Here is a 19,271-nt window from a genome sequence, read left to right as displayed (position 1 = left end):
GACGCCTCTTCTCATTTGGTTTCAATGCACTAAGCTCACCGCTGGCGGGGCGGCCCTGATATGATGCGGCAATACGAGCTCGTCGAACGCGTTCAGGCGTATAACCCGAACGTCGACGAGCAGCTTTTGAACAAGGCCTATGTCTATGCCATGCAAAAGCATGGCACGCAAAAGCGCGCCTCGGGCGACCCCTATTTTGCCCATCCCCTCGAAGTCGCCGCGATCCTCACCGACCTCAAGCTCGATGATGCCTCGGTTGCCGTGGCGCTGCTGCACGACACCATCGAGGACACCGACGCCACCCGCGCCGAGATCGACCAGCTCTTTGGCCCCGAAATCGGCGCCATTGTCGATGGCCTGACCAAGATCGAGCGCCTCAACCTCGTCTCGCGCGAAGAAGCCCAGGCCGAAAACCTGCGCAAGCTCCTGCTGGCCATCAGCCAGGATGTGCGCGTCCTCCTCGTCAAGCTGGCCGATCGCCTGCACAATATGCGCACGCTGCAATATATGCCGGCCAACAAGCGCGAGCGCATCGCCCAGGAAACCATGGATATCTATGCTCCCCTCGCGGGCCGCATGGGTATGCAGGACATGCGCAACGAGCTTGAGGACATCTCCTTCAAGATCCTGCAGCCCGAACATTACAAGGCCATCACCGAGCGGCTGGACCAGATGAAGGTCCATTACCGCGAAGCCATCGATACGATCTCGACCGAGCTGACCGAGCGCCTCGCCAGCGAAGGGATCACCGCGCGCGTCAAGGCCCGGGTCAAGTCGCCCTTTTCGATCTTCACCAAGATCGAGCGCAAATCCATCGCCCTCGAGCAGCTCTCGGACATGATCGGCTTCCGGGTGATCGTGGGCTCGATCGACGAGTGCTACCATACGCTGGGCGTGGTCCACACCCGCTGGAAGCTCGTGCCCGGTCGCTTCAAGGACTATATCTCCGTCCCCAAGCACAACGACTACCGCTCCATCCACACCACGATCGTGGGTCCCGGCCGGCAGCGCGCCGAGCTGCAGATCCGCACCGAGGAAATGGACCGGATCGCCGAATTCGGTATCGCCGCCCATAGCCTCTACAAGGATGGCGCCTCCGCCGATATGGGCCGGCTCGAGCAGGAATCGCAGGCCTATGGCTCGCTGCGCTCCACCATTGAGCATCTGACCGCCGGCGCCACCACCGAGGATTTCCTGGAATCCACCAAGCTGGAGCTGTTCCAGGATCAGGTGTTCTGCTTCACCCCGCGCGGCCGGCTGATCGCGCTGCCGCGCGGCGCCACCCCCATCGATTTCGCCTATGCGCTCCACACCGATATCGGCGACACCTGCGTAGGCGCCAAGATCAACGGCGCCATCCTGCCGCTTGTTACGCAGCTGCGCAGTGGCGATGAAGTCGAGATCATCCGCGACCGCAACCACCTGCCGCCCGCCAACTGGATCGGCATTGCCGCGACGGGTAAGGCCCGCTCGGCCATTCGCCGTTCCGTGCGCAACGCCGCCGCCCAGCGCGCCCTGGCGCTTGGCGAGAGCGTTCTCAACATGCTCCTCGATCGCGAAGGCGTATCCCTCGAGGAAAGCGAAGCCAAGGCGCTGGCCGAAGCCCTGCATATGCCGAGCAAGCGCGAACTGCTGATCGCGGTGGGCGAAGGCAAGATCGGCAGCGAGCAGCTGGGAACCGAACTCGCCGCGCTTAAGGGCCTGCGCAAACGCCGCCGCAAGCTTGATCTGCCCGTCGCCGATACTGCCGATGGCTGGTTCGCTCTGCGCGCCACTGACCTCTTCCGCTTTCGCGTCCCGGGCGGCCAGCGCGCCGGCGCCCGCGCCCGCGCCGCTCTTGCCCAGCTCGACTTCCACATGCCTGTGACTATTTCGGGGGAGGGGGTCGTGCCTGGCGATCGCTTGGTCGGCATCCTGCAGCCCGATGTGCCGATCACCGTTTACCCCATCCATTCCGAAGCCCTGGTCGACCTGCACGACAGCGACGTGGCCTGGGTGGATGTGCGCTGGAACCTCGATGGTGGCGGTGAAGAGCGGCTTTACCCCACCGTGGTAACCATGGAATCGGTCAACCGCCCAGGCTCGCTGGCGCAGATTTCCTCCGCCATTGCCGCCTGCGACGCCAACATCAACAATCTGGTGATGCGGATGATTTCGCCCGACTTCCACCAGATGATCTTTGAAATCGAAGTGCGCGACCTGGCCCAGCTCACCGATGTTCTGGCCACGCTCAAGCGCAGCCCGGGCCTGTCTTCGGTGCAGCGCGCCGGCATGCGCGAAGCCGGCATGATCTCGACCCTCGAATGGGATGGCCGGGTTGAACGGAGGGGCAATGACGAAGACCTGGAGTAAACCCGCCTTGCCAAACCCTGTCGCCGCCGGAGCCACGCCATGATCATCGGCTTGGGCTCGGACCTCTGCCAGATCAACCGCGTCGAGCAAACCCTTGCGCGCTTTGGCGACCGCTTCACCCAGCGCTGCTTCACTGAAATCGAGCAGCGCAAGTCCGATCGCCGCGCCGAGCGTGCCGCTTCCTACGCCAAGCGCTTCGCCGCCAAGGAGGCCTGCTCCAAGGCTCTGGGCACCGGCCTTAATTTCGGCGTCTATTGGCGCGACATGGGCGTAGTGAACCTTCCCTCGGGCAAACCCACAATGCAGCTCACCAATGGAGCGGCGCGGGCGCTGGAGCGTCTGGTTCCCCCCGGCCACGAGCCGCTGATCCACCTGACCATCACCGATGATGCCGGCTTGGCCCAAGCCTTCGTGATCATCGAAGCGGTGCCGGTTGACCAACCCACCACGACGCCTTAACGCTTCGGCGTAGCTTAACGGGATTATTCATGAGCCAGCCCGCCGGAAAAACTGTCAAGAAGGCCGAAACCAACGAGTGGTGGGATACCATTGTCGTTGTGGTCGAGGCCCTGCTGATCGCCATCGTGCTGCGCTCGTTTTTGTATCAGCCCTTTTCCATCCCCACCGCCTCCATGCAGCAGACGCTGATGATCGGCGACTACTTCGTCGCCAACAAATTCGTCTGGGGTTATGGCAAGCATTCCTTCTCGCTGGGACGCTACGGCGATTTCACGCTGCTCGATTTCGAGCTGCCTATCAACAGTCGCATCCTGGGGCGTGATCCCAATCGGGGCGACGTCGCGGTGTTCCGCCCGGTGCCGCAAAACATGGAATACATCAAGCGCATTGTCGGGCTGCCCGGCGATCGCATCCAGATGCGTGAAGGGCGGCTTTACATCAATGGCACCATGGTCGAGCGCGAGTTCATCGGCACTGCCATGGATACCGATAGCGAAGGCGATACGCGCGAAGTTGCCGTTTATCGCGAAACTTTTCCCGATGGTAACGTCCACACCATCCAGGAAATCGGCGATAACGGCCCGCTCGACAACACCCCGGAATATGTCGTTCCCGCCAGCCACTATTTCATGATGGGTGACAACCGCGACCGCTCCGCCGATAGCCGCGTCCTGTCTTCGGTCGGCTATGTGCCGGCAGTGAACCTGATCGGCAAGGCTGAAGCGCGCTTCTTCTCCATCAAGGACAATATCCCACCCTGGCAGCTTTGGCAGTGGCCTGCCAATGTGCGCTGGGACCGGATGTTCCAGCAAATCGACAAATGAGCCGGCGGGCCCGTTCTCACGAAAAGCTGCAGTTTCGACTGGGCTATCAGTTTGCCGACGAAGACCTGCTTGAACGGGCGCTGACTCATTCCAGCGCCGTGTCCCCCTCGCGACGGATTGAGCGTTCCTATCAGCGCCTCGAATTCCTGGGCGATCGGGTGCTTGGCCTCGTTGTGGCCGATATGCTTTACCGGCGCTATCCCAAGGCCAATGAGGGCGAGCTTTCGCGCACGCTCAATACCCTGGTGCGCAAGGAAACTTGCGCCGTCATCGCGCGCCAACTCGATCTCGGCTCCGAGCTGCGGCTGGGCGAAAGCGAGGCGCGCACCGGCGGCGCCCACAAGGAAGCCATTCTCGGCGATGTCACCGAAGCGGTGATCGGCGCCATTTTTTGCGATGGGGGTCTCGGCAAGGCCTATGAATTCGTCGAGCGCTTGTTCGAGGAATTCCTGAGCGAAGGCAATGCCGGCCGCGCCGATGCCAAAACGACGCTGCAGGAATGGGCCCAGGCGCGCGGGCTCGAGCCACCCGCCTATACCCAGACCGAGCGCACCGGCCCCGACCACGCGCCCGAATTCACCATCACCGTTTCCCTTGGGGATTTTGAACCCCTCAGCGCCACCGGCCCTTCCAAGAAGATCGCCGAGCACAAGGCCGCCGAACTCTTCCTGGTGCGCCAGCAGGTCTGGAAGGATCCCGCATGACCGACATTACCCCCACTGACACCTCCTGCGGCTTCATCGCCTTGGTTGGCGCCCCTAACGCCGGCAAGTCGACGCTCCTCAATGCCCTTGTCGGCACCAAGGTCTCGATCGTTACCCACAAGGCCCAAACCACGCGCTCCCAGGTGCGCGGCGTCGTCACCATCGACAAGGCGCAGCTGGTCTTTATCGACACGCCCGGCATCTTCACCCCCAAGCGGCGCCTTGAGCGCGCCATGGTCGACAGTGCCTGGGGCGGGGCAGGGGATGCCGATCTGGTCGCCTTCATCGTTGATGCCGAAAAGGGGCTGACGTCCGAGATCGAAACCTTGCTGGAAGGGCTGGCCAACGTCACCCATCCCAAGATCCTGATCCTCAACAAGATCGACACCATCAAGAACGAAGCTCTTCTGGCCCTCAGCCAGGCGATCAACGAGAAGGTGCGCTTTGAGGCAACCTTCATGATTTCGGCCCTCAAGGGTTATGGCGTCAGCGACTTCATGGATTGGTGCATCAAGCACATTCCCCCCGGGCCCTGGCACTTCCCCGAGGATCACCTGACCGATCTGACCATGGCGATCACGGCCGCCGAAATCACGCGCGAAAAGCTGTTCCTGCGCGTCCATGACGAGATCCCCTACAACGCCACCGTGGAAACCGAGAGCTTCAAGATCCAGAAGGACGGCTCCTACAAGATCGACCAGGTGGTCTATGTCACCCGCGACAGCCACAAGAAGATCGTGCTGGGCGCGGGCGGGCAAACCATCAAGGCCATCGGCGCGGAATCCCGCAAGGAGCTGATGGCGATGTACGAAGTCCCCATCCACCTCTTCCTCTTCGTCAAGGTGCGCGAAAAATGGGCCGACGACCCCGAGCGCTACCGCGAAATGGGCCTGGAATTCCCCCATGGGAAAAACTGAGCGCTTCGCCTTTCTGCATCTGAGCTCTCAGTCGACACCCTCCCCCTCGCGGGGAGGGATCAAGGGTGGGGGGCGGCTGGCCAGTGTGCCGGGGCTCTTGCACCCCCTCCCGTCCTCTCCCATCAAGGGGGAAGTGCTGGCCCAGTGCGTTCCCGGCGCCCTTCCACGGCCCAGTCGGGCGAAAGCTCTCTTGTCACCAGCCCCGCAGTCGACACCCTCCCCCTTGTGGGGAGGGATGAAGGGAGGGGGTCCCTCAGTATCTCATCAGAGCTTGCGGGCCACCCCCTGAAATGGAATGGACCGGCGAAGGCCTGCTGATCGGAGTGCGCCGCCACGGCGAAACCAGCCTTGTGGCTGAAGCCATGGTGGCCGGGCGCGGCCGCCATTTGGGCCTCGTGCGCGGGGGCCGTTCCTCCAAGCTCGCCGCCGCCCTTCAGCCCGGCAACACCGTCCAGCTGGTCTGGCGTGCCCGTCTTGAAGATCACCTCGGCATCTTTGCCGTTGAACTGTTAACCGGCCGCGCCGCCATCCTCATGGCCGACAAGGCCCGGCTCTACCTCAGCCAGCTTGTCTGTGAACTGCTGCGCCTGCTGCCCGAACGCGACCCCCATGATCGCCTCCTCGCCATGGCGCTGCGCCTGCTCGATCGCCCGCTCGATGGCATGGCGCTCGCCCGCTTCGAGATCGCGGTGCTCGACGAACTGGGTTTCGGTCTTGACCTATCGGCCTGCGCTGCCACCGGCGTTACGGACAATCTGACCCATGTGTCCCCGCGTACGGGTCGCGCCGTTTCCAGCGCCGCCGCTCAACCCTATCTCGATCGCCTGTTGCCCTTGCCCTCCTTCCTGCTGAACGAAGACGACACTGCCTCTCCTGCCGATCTCGCCGCCGCCTTTCGCCTTTCGGCCCATTTCCTCGATCTGCATGTCTGGTATCCCCGCCAGCTGGCGCCACCTGCGACTCGTGAAACCCTGGTTGCAATCCTCACCACCGCCGCTTAGCGGCCAAGCGGGGCCGCAGCACCGCAATGTCTGGGCAAAAACCCCAGAAACCCTGCGCATTGGGGGCTTTGCGGCTATAGTGTTTCCCGATTCGTTCTCCTGAAAGTGCTGTGATGTCAGACGCCGATACACTCCCGCCCGCCGACAACCAGCGCGTTGTCGATCTGCGGCAGGCGCTGGAAGAACGCTATCTCAGCTATGCGCTGTCCACGATCACCCAGCGCGCGCTGCCCGATGCGCGTGACGGGCTCAAGCCCGTTCACCGCCGCATCATCCACGCCATGCGCCTGCTCAAGCTCGATCCCAATCAGGGCTACAAGAAATCGGCCCGTATCGTCGGCGACGTCATCGGTAAGTTCCACCCGCACGGCGACCAGTCGATCTACGACGCGCTGGTGCGTCTCGCCCAGGACTTTGCCCTGCGCTACCCGCTGGTCGACGGACAGGGGAACTTCGGCAATATCGACGGCGATTCCGCCGCCGCCATGCGTTACACCGAATCGCGCATGACGGAGGTGGCGACGCGCCTCCTTGAAGGCATTACCGAAGACGCCATCGACTTCCGCCCCACCTATGACGGCGAAGACGAAGAGCCGGTGGTGCTCCCCGCCAATTTCCCCAATCTTCTCGCCAATGGCTCCACCGGCATCGCCGTGGGCATGGCGACCTCCGTGCCGCCCCATAACCTCGTCGAGCTGTGCAATGCCGCGCTCAAGCTGATCCACAATCCGGCGGCCACCGTTGACGAACTGATCCATCGCGATTTCGCGGCTCCCCCCAGCAACGAAGATCTGGTGCGCGGCCCCGATTTCCCCACCGGCGGTCAGCTGGTGGAAACCCGCTCCGCCATTGTGCATGCCTATGAAACGGGCCGTGGCTCGTTCCGCCTGCGCGCGCAATGGAGCAAGGAAGAAAAGGGCCGCGGCGTTTACAACATCGTCGTCACCCAGATCCCCTATGGCGTGCAAAAGTCGCGGCTGGTCGAAAAGATTGCCGAGCTGCTGCTCGCCAAGAAACTGCCGCTGCTCAAGGATGTGCGCGACGAAAGCTCGGACGATATTCGCCTCGTCCTTGAGCCGCGCGCGGGCACCGTCGATGCCGTGATCCTCATGGAGCAGCTGTTCCGCGTCACCGATCTTGAGGTCCGCTTCCCGCTCAATCTCAACGTGCTCGATCGCGGCACGCTGCCGCGCGTGATGAGCCTGGCCGATGCGCTCAAGGCCTGGCTCGACCACCGCAAGATCGTGCTCGTGCGCCGCTCGCAGCACCGGCTGCAGCAGATCGCCAACCGCCTCGAAGTGCTCGAAGGCTACATCATTGCCTATCTCAACCTCGACGAGGTGATCCGCATCATCCGCGAGGAGGACGATGCCAAAGCCTCGTTGATGGCGACCTTCTCGCTCACTGACAACCAGGCCGAAGCCATCCTCAACATGCGCCTGCGCTCCTTGCGCAAGCTCGAGGAACTGGAACTGCGCCAGGAGCACAAGAACCTGACGGCCGAAAAGGGCCGCCTTGAAGCGCTGCTCGCTTCCGACAAGCGCCAGTGGGGCGAAATCGCCAAGCAGGTCGAAGCGCTTAAAAAGGCTTACCCCTTGTTTTCCGAGGACGGCTCGCCCCATCCGCTGGGCGCCCGCCGCTCCATCCATGGCGCTGCCCCCAATGCCGATCACGCCGAAATCACCACCGCCTTTATCGAGCGCGAGCCGATCACCGTGGTTCTGTCGGAAAAAGGCTGGATCCGCAGCCTCAAGGGTCATGACGCCGCCATCGACGAAAAGGGCTTCAAGGCCGGCGACCGCCTCAAGCTCGCCTTCAACGCCGAAACCACCGACAAGCTCCTGATGCTGACCACCGGGGGCAAGGTTTATACCCTCTTCGGCGACAAGCTGCCGGGCGGGCGTGGTCAGGGCGAGCCCGTCCGCATCATGGTGGATATGGACGAGGACCAGGACATCGTGTCCCTCTTCGTGCATCGCCCCGGCGCCAAGCGCATCATCGCCTCGTCCAATGGCTATGGCTTTGTCGTGGGTGAGGACGAGATGATCGCCAATACCCGCAAGGGCAAGCAGATCCTTAATGTCACCGCCCCCGATGAAGCGCGCCTCCTTGTGCCCTGCGAGGGCGACCGTGTCGCCGTGATCGGGCAGAACCGCAAGCTCCTCGTCTTCCCCCTGAGCCAGCTCGCCACCATGAACCGCGGTCGCGGCGTGCGCCTGCAGCGCTACAAGGATGGCGGCATTTCCGATCTCAAATGCTTCTTCATCGCCGATGGGCTGACCTGGACCGATAGCTCCGGGCGCACTTTCACCAAACCAGCCGAAGAGCTGACCGACTGGATGGGCGATCGCGCCGCCGCCGGCCGCCAGCCCCCCAACGGCTTCCCCCGTAACAACAAGTTCGTCGGCTAGCACACCGACCCGCACCCGAAAGCCCGGTCATGATCCGCCATTGCGTCTTCTTCCGCTTCCGCCCCGAAGTGCCCCAGGATGAGCGCGATGCCATCTATGCCGGGCTCAATGCGCTGGTCGGCCGCCTTTCGGGCCTCTTGTCCGCCCAGTTCGGCCCCAATGCCTCGCCCGAAGGCCTGGGGCAGGGGTTTAATGACGGCTTCATCATGGATTTCGCCGATAAGGCGGCGCGTGATCATTACCTCGTCGATCCCGACCACGCGCAAGCCGGTGCCCGCCTCGTTGCCGCCCTGCAGGGCGGCCCTGACGGCCTCATCGTCTTTGATCTGGAGATGAACTGAGGCCTAGGCCGCTTCCTCGAGCCGGCACCAGCCCAGTGTGCCTTTTTGCACTTCCAGCGGCTGGAACTGCGCCTTGTAGGCCATCTTGGGCGAGTTCTTCACCCAATAGCCTAGATACACATAATCGAGCCCGGCGGCGCGCACCTGGGCGATGTGATCAAGGATCAGGAAGGTGCCCATGCTGCGATGGGCCAGGTCTGGATCGTAAAAGCTGTAGACCATCGAGAGCCCATCGGGCATCACATCGGTCAGCGCCACCGCCACCAGCGGCATATCCGGGTGGTTGCGCAGCCGGTATTCTACCAGAACCGATTGCACGGGCGTGTCCTCGACCATGTATTCATAGTCGACAAAGCTCATCTGCGTCATGCCGCCCCCGGCATGGCGGGAATCGAGATAGCGCTTGAAGAGGTCGTATTGCTCGGAGGTCGCCGTGGTCGGGCGCACTTCGATCGCGAGGTCGTCATTGTTGCGCAACACGCGGCGGAAGCGTTTGGAGGGCTCGAACGCATCGGCCACGATCCGCACTGATTGGCAGGCGCAGCAATTCTCGCAGGCGGGGCGATAGATCAGGTTCTGGCTGCGCCGGAACCCGTTCTCGCTGAGCAGGTGATGCAGGCTCGCTGCCCGCCGCCCCGACAAATGGGTAAAGAGCTTGCGCTCCTGCTTGCCGGGCAAATACGGGCACGGCATCGCTGCGGTCAAAAAGAGCTGGGTCGTTTCTGGTGTCTGGTCGGTCAACGCGGGACCTTTAGCTGCCAAGACGGGAACTGTAATCCGCTCCCGTCCGCCCTGCAATCGTTCAATATGCTTGGTTCATGCGCGCGCGCTGCATCCGCCAGTGCCGCTCCATGGGGGAGCGACGCAGCATCAGCGTGCCGGTCAACAAATCGTGGATCATCTGCCGGCGCGGCGTGAACAGCGCAAACAGCAACGACACGGGCCAGGAGATCCACACCGTGACCCAGAAAACCGCGGCATGCAGGATCGCCATGCCACCATTGAGCGGCTGCCCGCGCGCTGGCGTCAGCACCAGATCCATCAGCTGCATGCCCACGGTCGCCCGCCGGGCCGAACCCAGGGTGACGGCATAATACAGGATGACGGACAGCGGCACGACCAGCGCCAGGGCACCCCAGGCCAGCCCGAAGGTCAAAAACCCCGCGATCAGCCCGACAAAGCTCAGCACCAGCACGATAACGCCCATCAGCACCAGATCGATCAGATAAGCCGACACGCGCCGGGTGAAGAGGCCCTGGAACAGTTCCGGGGCCGTCTCGGGATCAGGCAGGGCAGGGGCGGCAGAATAAGTTTGGCTCATGACCAACAAATTGTCATAGCCGCGCCTCTGTGCAAGACCCCCGGCGCAAGGAATGCGCAGACGGGACCCTAGTCCCCCAGCGCCCGCGCCACTTCCAGCGCATAATAGGTCAAAACGCCATTGGCGCCTGCGCGCTTGAAGCCATGGAGGCTCTCAAGAATGGCGGCCCCCCGATCAATCGCGCCCGCCGCGGCGGCCATCTCGATCATCGCGTATTCCCCGCTCACCTGATAGGCATAGATGGGGATGTTGAAACTGTCCTTGGCGCGCCGGATGATGTCGAGATAGGGCATGCCCGGCTTGACCATCACGCTATCGGCGCCTTCGGCGATATCCTGCTCGATTTCGCGCAGCGCCTCGTCCGAATTGGCGTAATCCATCTGATAGGTCAGCTTGTCGCCCTTGAGCCGGCTGCCCGAACCCACCGCTTCCCGGAACGGCCCGTAAAAGCACGAGGCATATTTGGCCGAATAAGCCATGATCTGGGTGTCGTCGAACCCTTCGGCATCGAGCACCTGCCGGATTGCGCCCACGCGCCCGTCCATCATGTCGGAGGGCGCAATGATGTCGGCGCCCGCCTGCACCTGCACCAGCGCCGAGCGGATCATCACCGATACGGTCTCGTCATTGAGTACGCGGCCGTCCTGCACCAGCCCGTCCTGGCCGTCGCTGGAATATTCATCTAGGGCCACATCGGCGATGAGCCCGATCTCGGGCACCGCGCTCTTGATGGCGCTCAGCGCCTGGCACATCAGATTGCCCGAGTTATACGCCTCTTCGGCCCCTTCGCTGCGCAGATGGTCGGGCGTATTGGGGAACAGCGCCAGCGCCGGAATGCCCGCATCGCGCGCTTCGCGCGCTGCCGCCACGCACAAATCCACGCTCAACCGCTCCACACCCGGCATCGTCTCGATGCTCGAGCGCTCATTGCTGCCCTCGATCACGAACAGGGGCCAGATCAGGTCGGCGGGGGTAAGCATGGTCTCGCGCACCATTGCCCGGCTCCACGCCGATTGCCTTGTCCGGCGCAGCCGCCGCCCGTCAAGGAACCCCATATCGTGCTTCTGCCAATACTCGGCCATCACTAAAACTCCTTTGCGCCCATATCCATAGCAGCGCCCGCGCTCCCCCGAAAGACATTGCCTTGTCCAGTGCTTTGCAGAGGGTTAGAACTGCGCGCATGGAATTCAACGCCCGCTCCACCGCCCTTTATGTCCGCGTCATTGCCCTGGTGAGCCTGATGCTCGGCCTCAACGATGCGGCACGCCTCCTTGGCGTGCAGCTGGGGGCACAAAGCCCGATCGAAGCCTGGGGCGTCACTGGCTTTGTCTATCTCGCCATTTTCGCCGGCGCCCGGCTCTTTGCCGCAGTGGGCCTTTGGATCAAGGCGAGCTGGGGCGCGGTGCTCCTCGTCGGCGCCACCGGCGTCGAGCTCGTGCTCTACCTGCTCGGCAACCCCGATGTCACCATGACCGCACCCGGCTTTGCCGTGCGCCTGTTCCTCGTCGCCGCCATCATCGTGCTCTTTGCGCTCAACTGGCGCCACCGCCGCGCCCAGGCCGCCGACTGACGCCCGCAACGCCCCATCGGCAATGCCGCGCTCCTGCCACGCTGTTGCGAAACCATGGCACCGAGACCGCAATCAACCGGGGGAGGTTTCCAGTGGATGACCTTTGGCAGATCGAGCGTAGCCTCTGGCTCGATGGCGTTGAGGCTTACCGGGCCCATATGGCCGGCCAGTGCCTGATGGCCTTCGGCCCGGTGGGGACCATGGCTAACGCGGCAATCCTTTCCAGTCTCGAGCACGCGCCGCGCTGGTCCAGCGTTGCCTTTGCCAGTCAAATCGCCATCCAACCTGGCGACGTTCTGGCTGTTTTGTCCTATGAAGCGCTGGCCGAGCGCGCCGGCGCCCCGCCTTACCGCGCTCTCTGCACCTCGACTTACCTTCGCCAGCCCCAGGGCTGGAAGATCGTGCAGCATCAGCAAACCCAGCTCTCCTGAGCCTGCCCAAAACTTTCACCCGATCTCCTGGAGTGTTCATGCAGCCCGCCGTTTTTGTCCTTGCCGCTGCTTTCCTGCTGCTGCCACTGCAGGCAACTCAGGCCAAGACCATCTGCACTGTTGTGGCCGATGCGGAGAGTGGCACCATCCTGCTGGAAGAGGGGGATTGCCGCACCCGCGTCACCCCGGCATCGACCTTCAAGCTAGCCTTGAGCGCGATGGGCTATGACGCCGGCGTTCTCTCCAATGCCACTACGCCTACCCTCCCGTTCCAGCCCGGCTACCCCGATTGGGGTGGGCCGGAGTGGCAGCAGCCCACCAACCCGCTGCGCTGGATGAAGCATTCGGTGGTCTGGTTCTCCCAGCAGATCGCCGCAAAGCTTGGCGTCGAGCGCCTGCAGGGCTACGCCCAGGATTTCGGCTACGGCAATGCCGACTTCGCCGGCGATCCCGGGCAGGACAATGCCCTTGAGCGCGCCTGGATCAGCTCGTCCCTCCAGATCGCCCCGGTCGAGCAGGTGGCGTTCTTGCGCCACCTCGTCAATGGCACTCTGCCGGTGGAGCGGCACGCAATCGACATGACCATGGCCATTGTCGAGAGTTGGCCGACCTCCGCTGGCTGGACGGTTTCTGGCAAGACCGGATCGGCCTATCCGCGCCGGGCTGATGGCTCGTTCGACCGCGCCAGGGGCTGGGGATGGTTCGTCGGCTGGGCCGAGCACAACACTCGGCGCCTGGTCTTCGCACGCCTCCTGCAGGACGAGGAGCGGCAGCGCAGTTCAGGGGGAATCCGGGCGCGCAACGACGTATTGGAGCACTGGGATGAACTTGTCGTGAGGCTTGCTCAGTAGAGCTCGCCGAGCCGACACATGAAGCCACTGCCACCCGACGTTTTCAGGAGGTTTTCCTCCTTAACTCCCTCTTTAGGTTACAATTGTGTTGGTGGGTGTAACGAAGAATAAAGCCAAATTCTCGTTGTTTTCCCGTAAGATAGTTTTAAGCGTGTGGCTTAGGCGCATGTTAGCGGGGGACGCCATATTTTCCTCTCATGAGATGCGAAAAGTCGCACGGACAGCAACAGCGAGGCTCAAATGGTAGGCAAATCGAACGCCAGCGAGGCCATGGTACCCGAGCAGCCCAAGCGGCTGAAGCCACTCTATCTGGAAGCCGTTTCACGCGTTGAACGGCTGCATCGCCGCCTGCTCGACCTGATCAAGGACGAGTTTGACCGCATGGGTTGGGACGACATCAACCCGGTTCAGGCGCTGCTGATGTTCAACATCGGCGATGCGGAACTGACTGCAGGGGAGCTGCGCTCGCGGGGCTATTACCTGGGATCCAACGTTTCCTATAACCTCAAGAAACTCGTCGAAAGCGGCTATATCTTCCAGGAACGCTCGCGTTCGGACCGCCGCTCGGTGCGCATCAAGCTTTCACCCAAGGGTGAGGAAGTGGCCGAGGTGATCGACGAACTTTATGACCGTCATCTCAAATCCATCGACAAGGTCGGTGGTCTGGGGGATGACGAGTTTGACGGCCTCAACAAGGCCCTTGCGCGCCTCGAACGCTTCTGGGTCGATCAGATCCTCTACAAGCTCTAGGCTCGTCTTAGTAAAACTGTAGCAATGGTGCCACACACCAAGTGAAACGCTGGCCTCGGCCGGCGTTTACTTATTTGTGCCGCAAACTGGCGACACAGCGCTGGTTACGCGGTTGAAACCATTTCCCGCGTAATGATGGTTCCTGAATTCTAAAGCTCGCCCGTTCGGGTGACCCTGGCGGTGGGCTGCGGAACACGATGGTAAGACCCCTCGCAACTCGCGACGGGAAAATTGGATGTGTTTAGATGCGGTTGAATCGACGTTCACTCCTCCGGTCCATGGCCGTTGCCGGAGCCAGCGCTGCCCTTCCTTCCGCCGTTTGGGCGCAGGACGGCAGCATCTTGGATCTGTTCTCGGGCAATCGGACCCTGCGCGAAATCGACTCCGACGGCAACACGGCCGCCGCCGAAGCCTTGATTGCGACCAATGAGCCGATCCTGTCCTTTGATACGGCCTATAATCTGCAACTGGCGATCTCCCAGTATGAGCCCTTTGTCGCCGCCGGCGGCTGGGAAGAAGTCCCGCAGGAAGCCTATGGCCTGTCCAGCGGCAAGAAAGGCAAGCCGGCCATCGCGCTCAAGCGCCGCCTGATCTCGTCAGGCGATATGGCGCTGGTGGAAAATGTCGATGATGTGGTCGATGAAGTCACCGATCGCGGCATCCGCACCTTCCAGGCGCGCCACGGCCTCATCGTCAACGGCAAGATCGACGAGCCCACCTGGTACGCCCTCAACGTTCCCGCCCAGACGCGCCTCAACCAGCTCTACCTGAACTTCCAGCGGGTGCAGAACCTCGCGCCCAACCTGTCCGAGCGCTATGTGGTGGTCAACATCCCCGCCGCCACCATCGAGGCGGTTGCTGGCGGCATGGTCGAGCAGCGCCACGTCGCCGTGGTCGGCCGTGTCGATCGCGCCACCCCCATCATGGCCAGCAAGATCAGCCAGATCAACTTCAATCCCTATTGGCACGTGCCCAAGTCGCTGGTCCGCAAGGACCTGACCAAGTACATGCAGGAAAACCCCAACTACTTGGCCGAGCAGAACATCTTCATCTATGATGGCTCGGGCAACAAGATCGATCCTGCCACGATCAACTGGGCCAATATCAGCGATGCAGAAGTGAACTACATGTATCGCCAGGAGCCAGGCGCCGCGAACTCCATGGGCCACTGCAAGATCAACTTCTACAACCCCTATGACTGCTACCTGCACGACACCCCGACCAAGGCCCTGTTCGGCGAAAATGCACGGTTCCACTCTTCGGGCTGCGTGCGCGTCGAAAGCGTGCATCAGCTGGTGAGCTGGCTGTTGCGGGACAATGGTGACTGGACCCAGGACCGGGTCAACGCCACCTTCGAGTCGCTCGAACGTCTCGACGTCAAGTGCGAGGGTCAGGTGCCGATCCACACCACCTACATCACCGCCTGGGCCAACCGGCAGGGCACGGTCAGCTTCCGCGATGACGTTTACAACTTCGACGCGCAGGGCAAGACGACCTTCGAAGCTTAAGCGACGCACTTATCGAGGCCCTCCTTCGGGAGGGCCTTTTTTGTATGGTCCACAATTGAGGGCAGGGCGGGAGTAGCATCCGCCCGGAGACAAGATGAACGACGTTCAGGTTCTGTTTGAATTCGTTCAGGTTGGCGCCCAGATGCGCGTCGCGGCCATCGACAGCGCCACTGGGACCGAGGTCGTGGTGATCACACCGGCCGCCGCAACCCGCACCCAGATGCAGCAAGTCGCGCTCGCCAAACTTCGCCGGCGCCTCGCCGAAACGCCGGCGCCCGCCGCAGCACCACGTCTGTTCTAGTAAAAAGCCCGGCAAACCCGGGCTTTTTGGAGGAGCTAGCTGCTAGAGATTGCAGCGGTGACGATAGCCGTCATAGCCGAGGAACGTATCGGTGCGCGCATCATAGGAGCGATAGCGCGCATAGCAGGCCCGCACATGGGCACTATAGGACGGCCCGTAATCATATACTGGGCCAATCAGGCGATCACCCCGGCGATTGTCGTTGGCGATCGCTCCGCCCACGATTGCGCCAAGGCCAAAGCCCAGCACACCGGCGGCAACTGCGCCACCGCCATTACCGCGCCAGCCGCGATGATGATGCCGACGCGGGCGCCAGTCGCCCCGATCATGCCAGTCGCGATCGTGCCAGCCGCGATCATGGCGACTGAACAGGCCCTGCGCCTCGGCGGGGACCGATCCGGAAAAGGCCAGCAAGCCGGCCATAGCTACGGCGCCTACGGTATTGAAGATGGTTTTCATGATAAACTCCTGCCCCCACGTGGCCGGCCTATCCGGTCTCCAACTGCTAAAATGATCCAGCGGCCCGCAAGTTGCGTCACATAAGCGAATAGCTAACGCGCCCTTGGATTGAGCCCGCGCTTTGTGCTACAGGCTGCGCCATACCACCCACCACAACCCAATATCTTGGATTCTGGAGTACGCCATGAGCGCTGCTGCCTCTCTTCCGCTCTTTCCTCGGTTCTTCTCCGCCGGTCTGGCAGAAACCGATCCTGAAATCGCGGGCGCTATCAGCAGCGAACTGGGTCGGCAGCAGCACGAAATCGAGCTGATTGCTTCGGAAAACATCGTCTCGCGCGCTGTGCTTGAAGCCCAGGGCTCGATCATGACCAACAAATATGCCGAGGGCTATCCGGGCAAGCGCTACTATGGCGGCTGCCAATTTGTCGACATTGCCGAAAACCTCGCCATCGAGCGCGCCAAGCAGCTGTTCGGCGCCGGCTTTGCCAATGTGCAGCCCAATTCCGGCTCGCAGATGAACCAGGCGGTGTTCCTGGCGCTGCTGCAGCCCGGCGACACCTTTATGGGCCTCGACCTCAATTCGGGCGGGCACCTGACGCATGGTTCGCCCGTCAACATGAGCGGCAAGTGGTTCAACGTCGTGTCCTATGGCGTGCGCCCCGACGATCACCTCCTCGATATGGACGAAGTTGAGCGCCTGGCCCACGAGCACAAGCCCAAGCTGATCCTGGCCGGCGGCACGGCCTATTCCCGCTTCTGGGATTGGGCGCGCTTCCGCCAAATCGCCGACGCGGTTGGCGCTTACCTCATGGTCGATATGGCCCATATCGCCGGTCTCGTTGCCGGCGGTGTCCATCCCTCCCCAGTGCCGCATGCCCATGTGGTCACCACCACCACGCATAAATCGCTGCGTGGTCCGCGCGGCGGCATGATCCTCACCAATGACGCGGACATCGCCAAGAAGGTGAACTCCGCCGTGTTCCCGGGCCTGCAGGGAGGGCCCCTGATGCATGTGATCGCCGCCAAGGCTGTCGCCTTCAAGGAAGCGCTGCAGCCCGAGTTCCGCGCTTATGCGCAGCAAGTCGTCACCAATGCCCGTGCTTTGGCCGAAACGCTCAAGTCCCACGGGCTCGATGTTGTCTCGGGCGGCACTGACAATCACCTGATGCTGGTTGATCTGCGCAAAAAGAACGCCACGGGCAAGCGGGCAGAGCAGGGGCTTGGCCGCGCCTATATCACCTGCAACAAGAACGGCATCCCCTTCGATCCGGAAAAGCCGTTCGTGACCTCGGGCATTCGCCTCGGCACCCCTGCGGGCACCACCCGCGGCTTTGGCGTCGCTGAATTCCAGGAAATAGGCAATCTCATCGTTGAGGTTCTCGATGGTTTGCGTGAAGCCAATTCCGAAGAGGGCAATGCCATGGTCGAAGCCGCGGTGCGCGACAAGGTCGTCGCCCTCACCAACCGCTTCCCGATCTACCAGTAAGGCTTAGGCATGCGCTGTCCCTATTGCGGCGACGACGATACGCAGGTCAAGGACAGCCGCCCGACCGAAGATTCCGGCGCCATCCGGCGCCGGCGCATCTGCACCGGCTGCGGCGGCCGCTTCACCACTTTCGAACGCGTGCAACTGCGCGACCTAACCGTGGTCAAAAAGAGTGGCCGCAAGGTCCCCTTCGACCGCGAAAAGCTGGCCCGCTCCGTTTACACCGCCCTGCGCAAGCGCTCGGTGGATCCCGAGCGCATCGAGCGCATGATCTCGGGCATCGTGCGCCAGCTCGAATCGCTCGGCGATGTGGAAGTCACCTCCGACCAGATCGGCGAATATGTTATGGAAGGGCTCAAGGGGCTCGACGACGTGGCCTTTGTCCGCTTCGCCTCGGTCTACAAGAACTTCTCGGCTGCCGACGACTTCCGCTCGTTTCTGTCCGAATTGGCGCAGGCCAACAGCAGCCCGCCACTGCCTGAAGACTGATCCCGTGTTTCACCCGGTCGCGCTTTTCCGACGCGCAATGAACCGGCCACCCCCCATTCGAGTTACCCCCTCATGGCCCAAGCCCCCAAACGCGACCCGCAAACCGACCGACCCGCCAATCAGCGTGGTGCTGCCCGGCTGGCAGCGGTGCAGGCGCTTTATCAGATGGATGTCGGGCACCAGAGCCTGGAAGACACCCTCGCGCAGTTCGGCGCCTTTCATCTCGGCCGCGAGATCGAGGGCGAGCAGTATCTGCCCGCGGACGCCGATTTTTTCCGCCAGATCGTAGTTGGCGTCGCCAAGCACCAGCTTGAGGTCGATCCTGCCGTTGATCGGGCGCTGGCCGAAGGCTGGCCCATGGAGCGCGTCGATGCCACGCTGCGCGCCATCCTGCGCGCCGCCGCCTTTGAACTGCTGCGCCGCCGCGATATTCCGCCCCGCGTCGTCATCACTGAATATGTGGATGTGGCCAAGGCCTTCTACGAGGACGATGCCAGCGGGCTGGTCAATGCCACGCTTGATGCCATGGCGCGCGAGCATGGCAACAACCTCAGCGAAACGCTCTAGCCAATAAAAAGCCCCGGTCTCCCGGGGCTTTTGTGTCACTGGGGCAGCCTTGCCTCAGAACGAATTGAGGATCGAATCCACAAACGAGCGATCCTCGCCAAACGACGGGGTACGGCGGCTCTCGATGGTCACCGTCTTGCCGTCGGCCAGCGAATACACCGCCTTGTCGACCACCTTGTTGTTCTTGTCGAAATACACCACCAGCACCGTGCGGGACTTGATGTTGGTCAGCCCGAAATTGGTCTGCTGCACCTTGGTTTCGACATAGTAGAAGGCCGACTGGTCGCCAAAGGTATTGGTGGTCTGGGGCGATCCCAGCACCAGCGTCACCAGCTCCTTGCTTTGGCCGACGCGGATCTGCGCCAGCGCGCTTTCCGAAATTTCATAGCCCTGGGTCCGGTTTTTGACAAAGGCAGTGCTGCTACCGGTACAGCCAGCAAGTGCCACGGCAATCACAGCGGCGGCAGCAAACGGCATCATCGGTCCGAGGGCGAAACGCACAGGCATGAATTTGACTTTCCAGATGGCA

22 protein-coding genes are annotated in these 19,271 nt (G+C 62.4%); 17 read left to right on the top strand and 5 right to left on the bottom strand.

Annotated features, from left to right (window positions below):
- Window positions 1-60: 60 nt before the first annotated feature.
- The 8 genes from AC3YOG_RS10745 to AC3YOG_RS10710 all read left to right on the top strand — a co-directional run bounded on the left by AC3YOG_RS10745 (window position 61) and on the right by AC3YOG_RS10710 (window position 9,009).
- Window positions 61-2,352 carry a RelA/SpoT family protein gene (locus AC3YOG_RS10745; RefSeq protein WP_127752507.1) on the top strand — a complete coding sequence of 764 codons (2,292 nt, stop codon included), beginning with the start codon at window positions 61-63 and terminating at the stop codon, window positions 2,350-2,352.
- Window positions 2,353-2,391: 39 nt separating this feature from the next.
- Complete coding sequence (acpS, locus tag AC3YOG_RS10740; protein ID WP_489890416.1) at window positions 2,392-2,811, top strand: holo-ACP synthase; 420 nt, start codon at window positions 2,392-2,394, stop codon at window positions 2,809-2,811.
- Window positions 2,812-2,840: 29 nt separating this feature from the next.
- Window positions 2,841-3,635, top strand: coding sequence for a signal peptidase I (lepB, locus tag AC3YOG_RS10735; protein ID WP_127752509.1), 795 nt, complete (start codon window positions 2,841-2,843; stop codon window positions 3,633-3,635).
- Entirely contained in the window at window positions 3,632-4,339 is a 708-nt protein-coding gene (gene rnc / locus AC3YOG_RS10730; protein WP_127752510.1) for a ribonuclease III, read from the top strand. Before lepB ends, rnc begins: the two co-directional genes overlap by 4 nt.
- The gene (gene era, locus AC3YOG_RS10725; RefSeq protein WP_127752511.1) at window positions 4,336-5,256 is read left to right on the top strand and encodes a GTPase Era; all 921 of its coding nucleotides are present in this window, start codon (window positions 4,336-4,338) and stop codon (window positions 5,254-5,256) included. Before rnc ends, era begins: the two co-directional genes overlap by 4 nt.
- A 290-nt stretch (window positions 5,257-5,546) precedes the next feature.
- Window positions 5,547-6,257 (top strand): DNA repair protein RecO, encoded by a 711-nt coding sequence (gene recO, locus AC3YOG_RS10720; RefSeq protein ID WP_172122885.1) that lies wholly within the window; start codon window positions 5,547-5,549, stop codon window positions 6,255-6,257.
- A 113-nt stretch (window positions 6,258-6,370) separates the two neighbouring features.
- Window positions 6,371-8,668, top strand: a complete 2,298-nt coding sequence (parC, locus tag AC3YOG_RS10715) for a DNA topoisomerase IV subunit A (RefSeq protein ID WP_489935048.1) — start codon at window positions 6,371-6,373, stop codon at window positions 8,666-8,668.
- 29 nt (window positions 8,669-8,697) lie between these two features.
- Complete coding sequence (locus AC3YOG_RS10710) at window positions 8,698-9,009, top strand: Dabb family protein (protein ID WP_489935047.1); 312 nt, start codon at window positions 8,698-8,700, stop codon at window positions 9,007-9,009.
- Window positions 9,010-9,012: 3 nt separating this feature from the next.
- Here the strand turns inward: AC3YOG_RS10710 and AC3YOG_RS10705 are convergent, their stop codons facing one another.
- The 3 genes from AC3YOG_RS10705 to hemB all read right to left on the bottom strand — a co-directional run bounded on the left by AC3YOG_RS10705 (window position 9,013) and on the right by hemB (window position 11,412).
- Window positions 9,013-9,750, bottom strand: coding sequence for an arginyltransferase (locus AC3YOG_RS10705; RefSeq protein ID WP_489890420.1), 738 nt, complete (start codon window positions 9,748-9,750; stop codon window positions 9,013-9,015).
- A gap of 61 nt (window positions 9,751-9,811) precedes the next feature.
- Complete coding sequence (locus AC3YOG_RS10700; protein ID WP_489935046.1) at window positions 9,812-10,330, bottom strand: RDD family protein; 519 nt, start codon at window positions 10,328-10,330, stop codon at window positions 9,812-9,814.
- Between the two features lie 68 nt (window positions 10,331-10,398).
- Window positions 10,399-11,412 carry a porphobilinogen synthase gene (gene hemB, locus AC3YOG_RS10695; protein WP_210258525.1) on the bottom strand — a complete coding sequence of 338 codons (1,014 nt, stop codon included), beginning with the start codon at window positions 11,410-11,412 and terminating at the stop codon, window positions 10,399-10,401.
- Window positions 11,413-11,510: 98 nt separating this feature from the next.
- On the opposite strand from hemB, the gene AC3YOG_RS10690 reads away from it, so the two are divergent.
- From AC3YOG_RS10690 to AC3YOG_RS10665, 6 genes are all read left to right on the top strand, one after another.
- A complete protein-coding gene (locus tag AC3YOG_RS10690) occupies window positions 11,511-11,900 on the top strand; it encodes a DUF6163 family protein (protein ID WP_127752517.1) in 390 nt (129 codons plus the stop codon).
- Between the two features lie 92 nt (window positions 11,901-11,992).
- Window positions 11,993-12,331, top strand: a complete 339-nt coding sequence (locus AC3YOG_RS10685) for a DUF4440 domain-containing protein (protein ID WP_489935045.1) — start codon at window positions 11,993-11,995, stop codon at window positions 12,329-12,331.
- 38 nt (window positions 12,332-12,369) lie between these two features.
- The gene (gene blaOXA, locus AC3YOG_RS10680) at window positions 12,370-13,182 is read left to right on the top strand and encodes a class D beta-lactamase (RefSeq protein WP_489935044.1); all 813 of its coding nucleotides are present in this window, start codon (window positions 12,370-12,372) and stop codon (window positions 13,180-13,182) included.
- 240 nt (window positions 13,183-13,422) lie between these two features.
- The gene (ldtR, locus tag AC3YOG_RS10675) at window positions 13,423-13,932 is read left to right on the top strand and encodes a transcriptional regulator LdtR (RefSeq protein WP_127752520.1); all 510 of its coding nucleotides are present in this window, start codon (window positions 13,423-13,425) and stop codon (window positions 13,930-13,932) included.
- Between the two features lie 341 nt (window positions 13,933-14,273).
- On the top strand, window positions 14,274-15,440 hold the full coding sequence (locus tag AC3YOG_RS10670) for a L,D-transpeptidase family protein (protein WP_172122898.1): 1,167 nt from the start codon (window positions 14,274-14,276) through the stop codon (window positions 15,438-15,440).
- Between the two features lie 94 nt (window positions 15,441-15,534).
- A complete protein-coding gene (locus AC3YOG_RS10665; protein WP_489935043.1) occupies window positions 15,535-15,741 on the top strand; it encodes a DUF6898 family protein in 207 nt (68 codons plus the stop codon).
- A gap of 42 nt (window positions 15,742-15,783) precedes the next feature.
- Here the strand turns inward: AC3YOG_RS10665 and AC3YOG_RS10660 are convergent, their stop codons facing one another.
- On the bottom strand, window positions 15,784-16,200 hold the full coding sequence (locus tag AC3YOG_RS10660; protein ID WP_127752523.1) for a BA14K family protein: 417 nt from the start codon (window positions 16,198-16,200) through the stop codon (window positions 15,784-15,786).
- A gap of 184 nt (window positions 16,201-16,384) precedes the next feature.
- Here AC3YOG_RS10660 and glyA point away from each other — a divergent pair, with 184 nt between their 5' ends.
- The 3 genes from glyA to nusB all read left to right on the top strand — a co-directional run bounded on the left by glyA (window position 16,385) and on the right by nusB (window position 18,742).
- Window positions 16,385-17,686, top strand: coding sequence for a serine hydroxymethyltransferase (gene glyA, locus AC3YOG_RS10655; RefSeq protein ID WP_127752524.1), 1,302 nt, complete (start codon window positions 16,385-16,387; stop codon window positions 17,684-17,686).
- A 9-nt stretch (window positions 17,687-17,695) separates the two neighbouring features.
- Window positions 17,696-18,175: a transcriptional regulator NrdR gene (gene nrdR / locus AC3YOG_RS10650; protein ID WP_127752525.1), complete on the top strand. Its 480-nt coding sequence runs from the start codon at window positions 17,696-17,698 to the stop codon at window positions 18,173-18,175.
- 72 nt (window positions 18,176-18,247) lie between these two features.
- A complete protein-coding gene (gene nusB / locus AC3YOG_RS10645) occupies window positions 18,248-18,742 on the top strand; it encodes a transcription antitermination factor NusB (RefSeq protein ID WP_127752526.1) in 495 nt (164 codons plus the stop codon).
- 54 nt (window positions 18,743-18,796) lie between these two features.
- Here nusB and AC3YOG_RS10640 read toward each other — a convergent pair whose 3' ends face one another.
- On the bottom strand, window positions 18,797-19,249 hold the full coding sequence (locus tag AC3YOG_RS10640; RefSeq protein WP_127752527.1) for an outer membrane protein assembly factor BamE: 453 nt from the start codon (window positions 19,247-19,249) through the stop codon (window positions 18,797-18,799).
- Between the last annotated feature and the right edge of the window lie 22 nt (window positions 19,250-19,271).

The organism is Devosia sp. Z6_126 (assembly GCF_058133495.1).
This window is presented reverse-complemented; position numbering and strand designations above follow the sequence as displayed.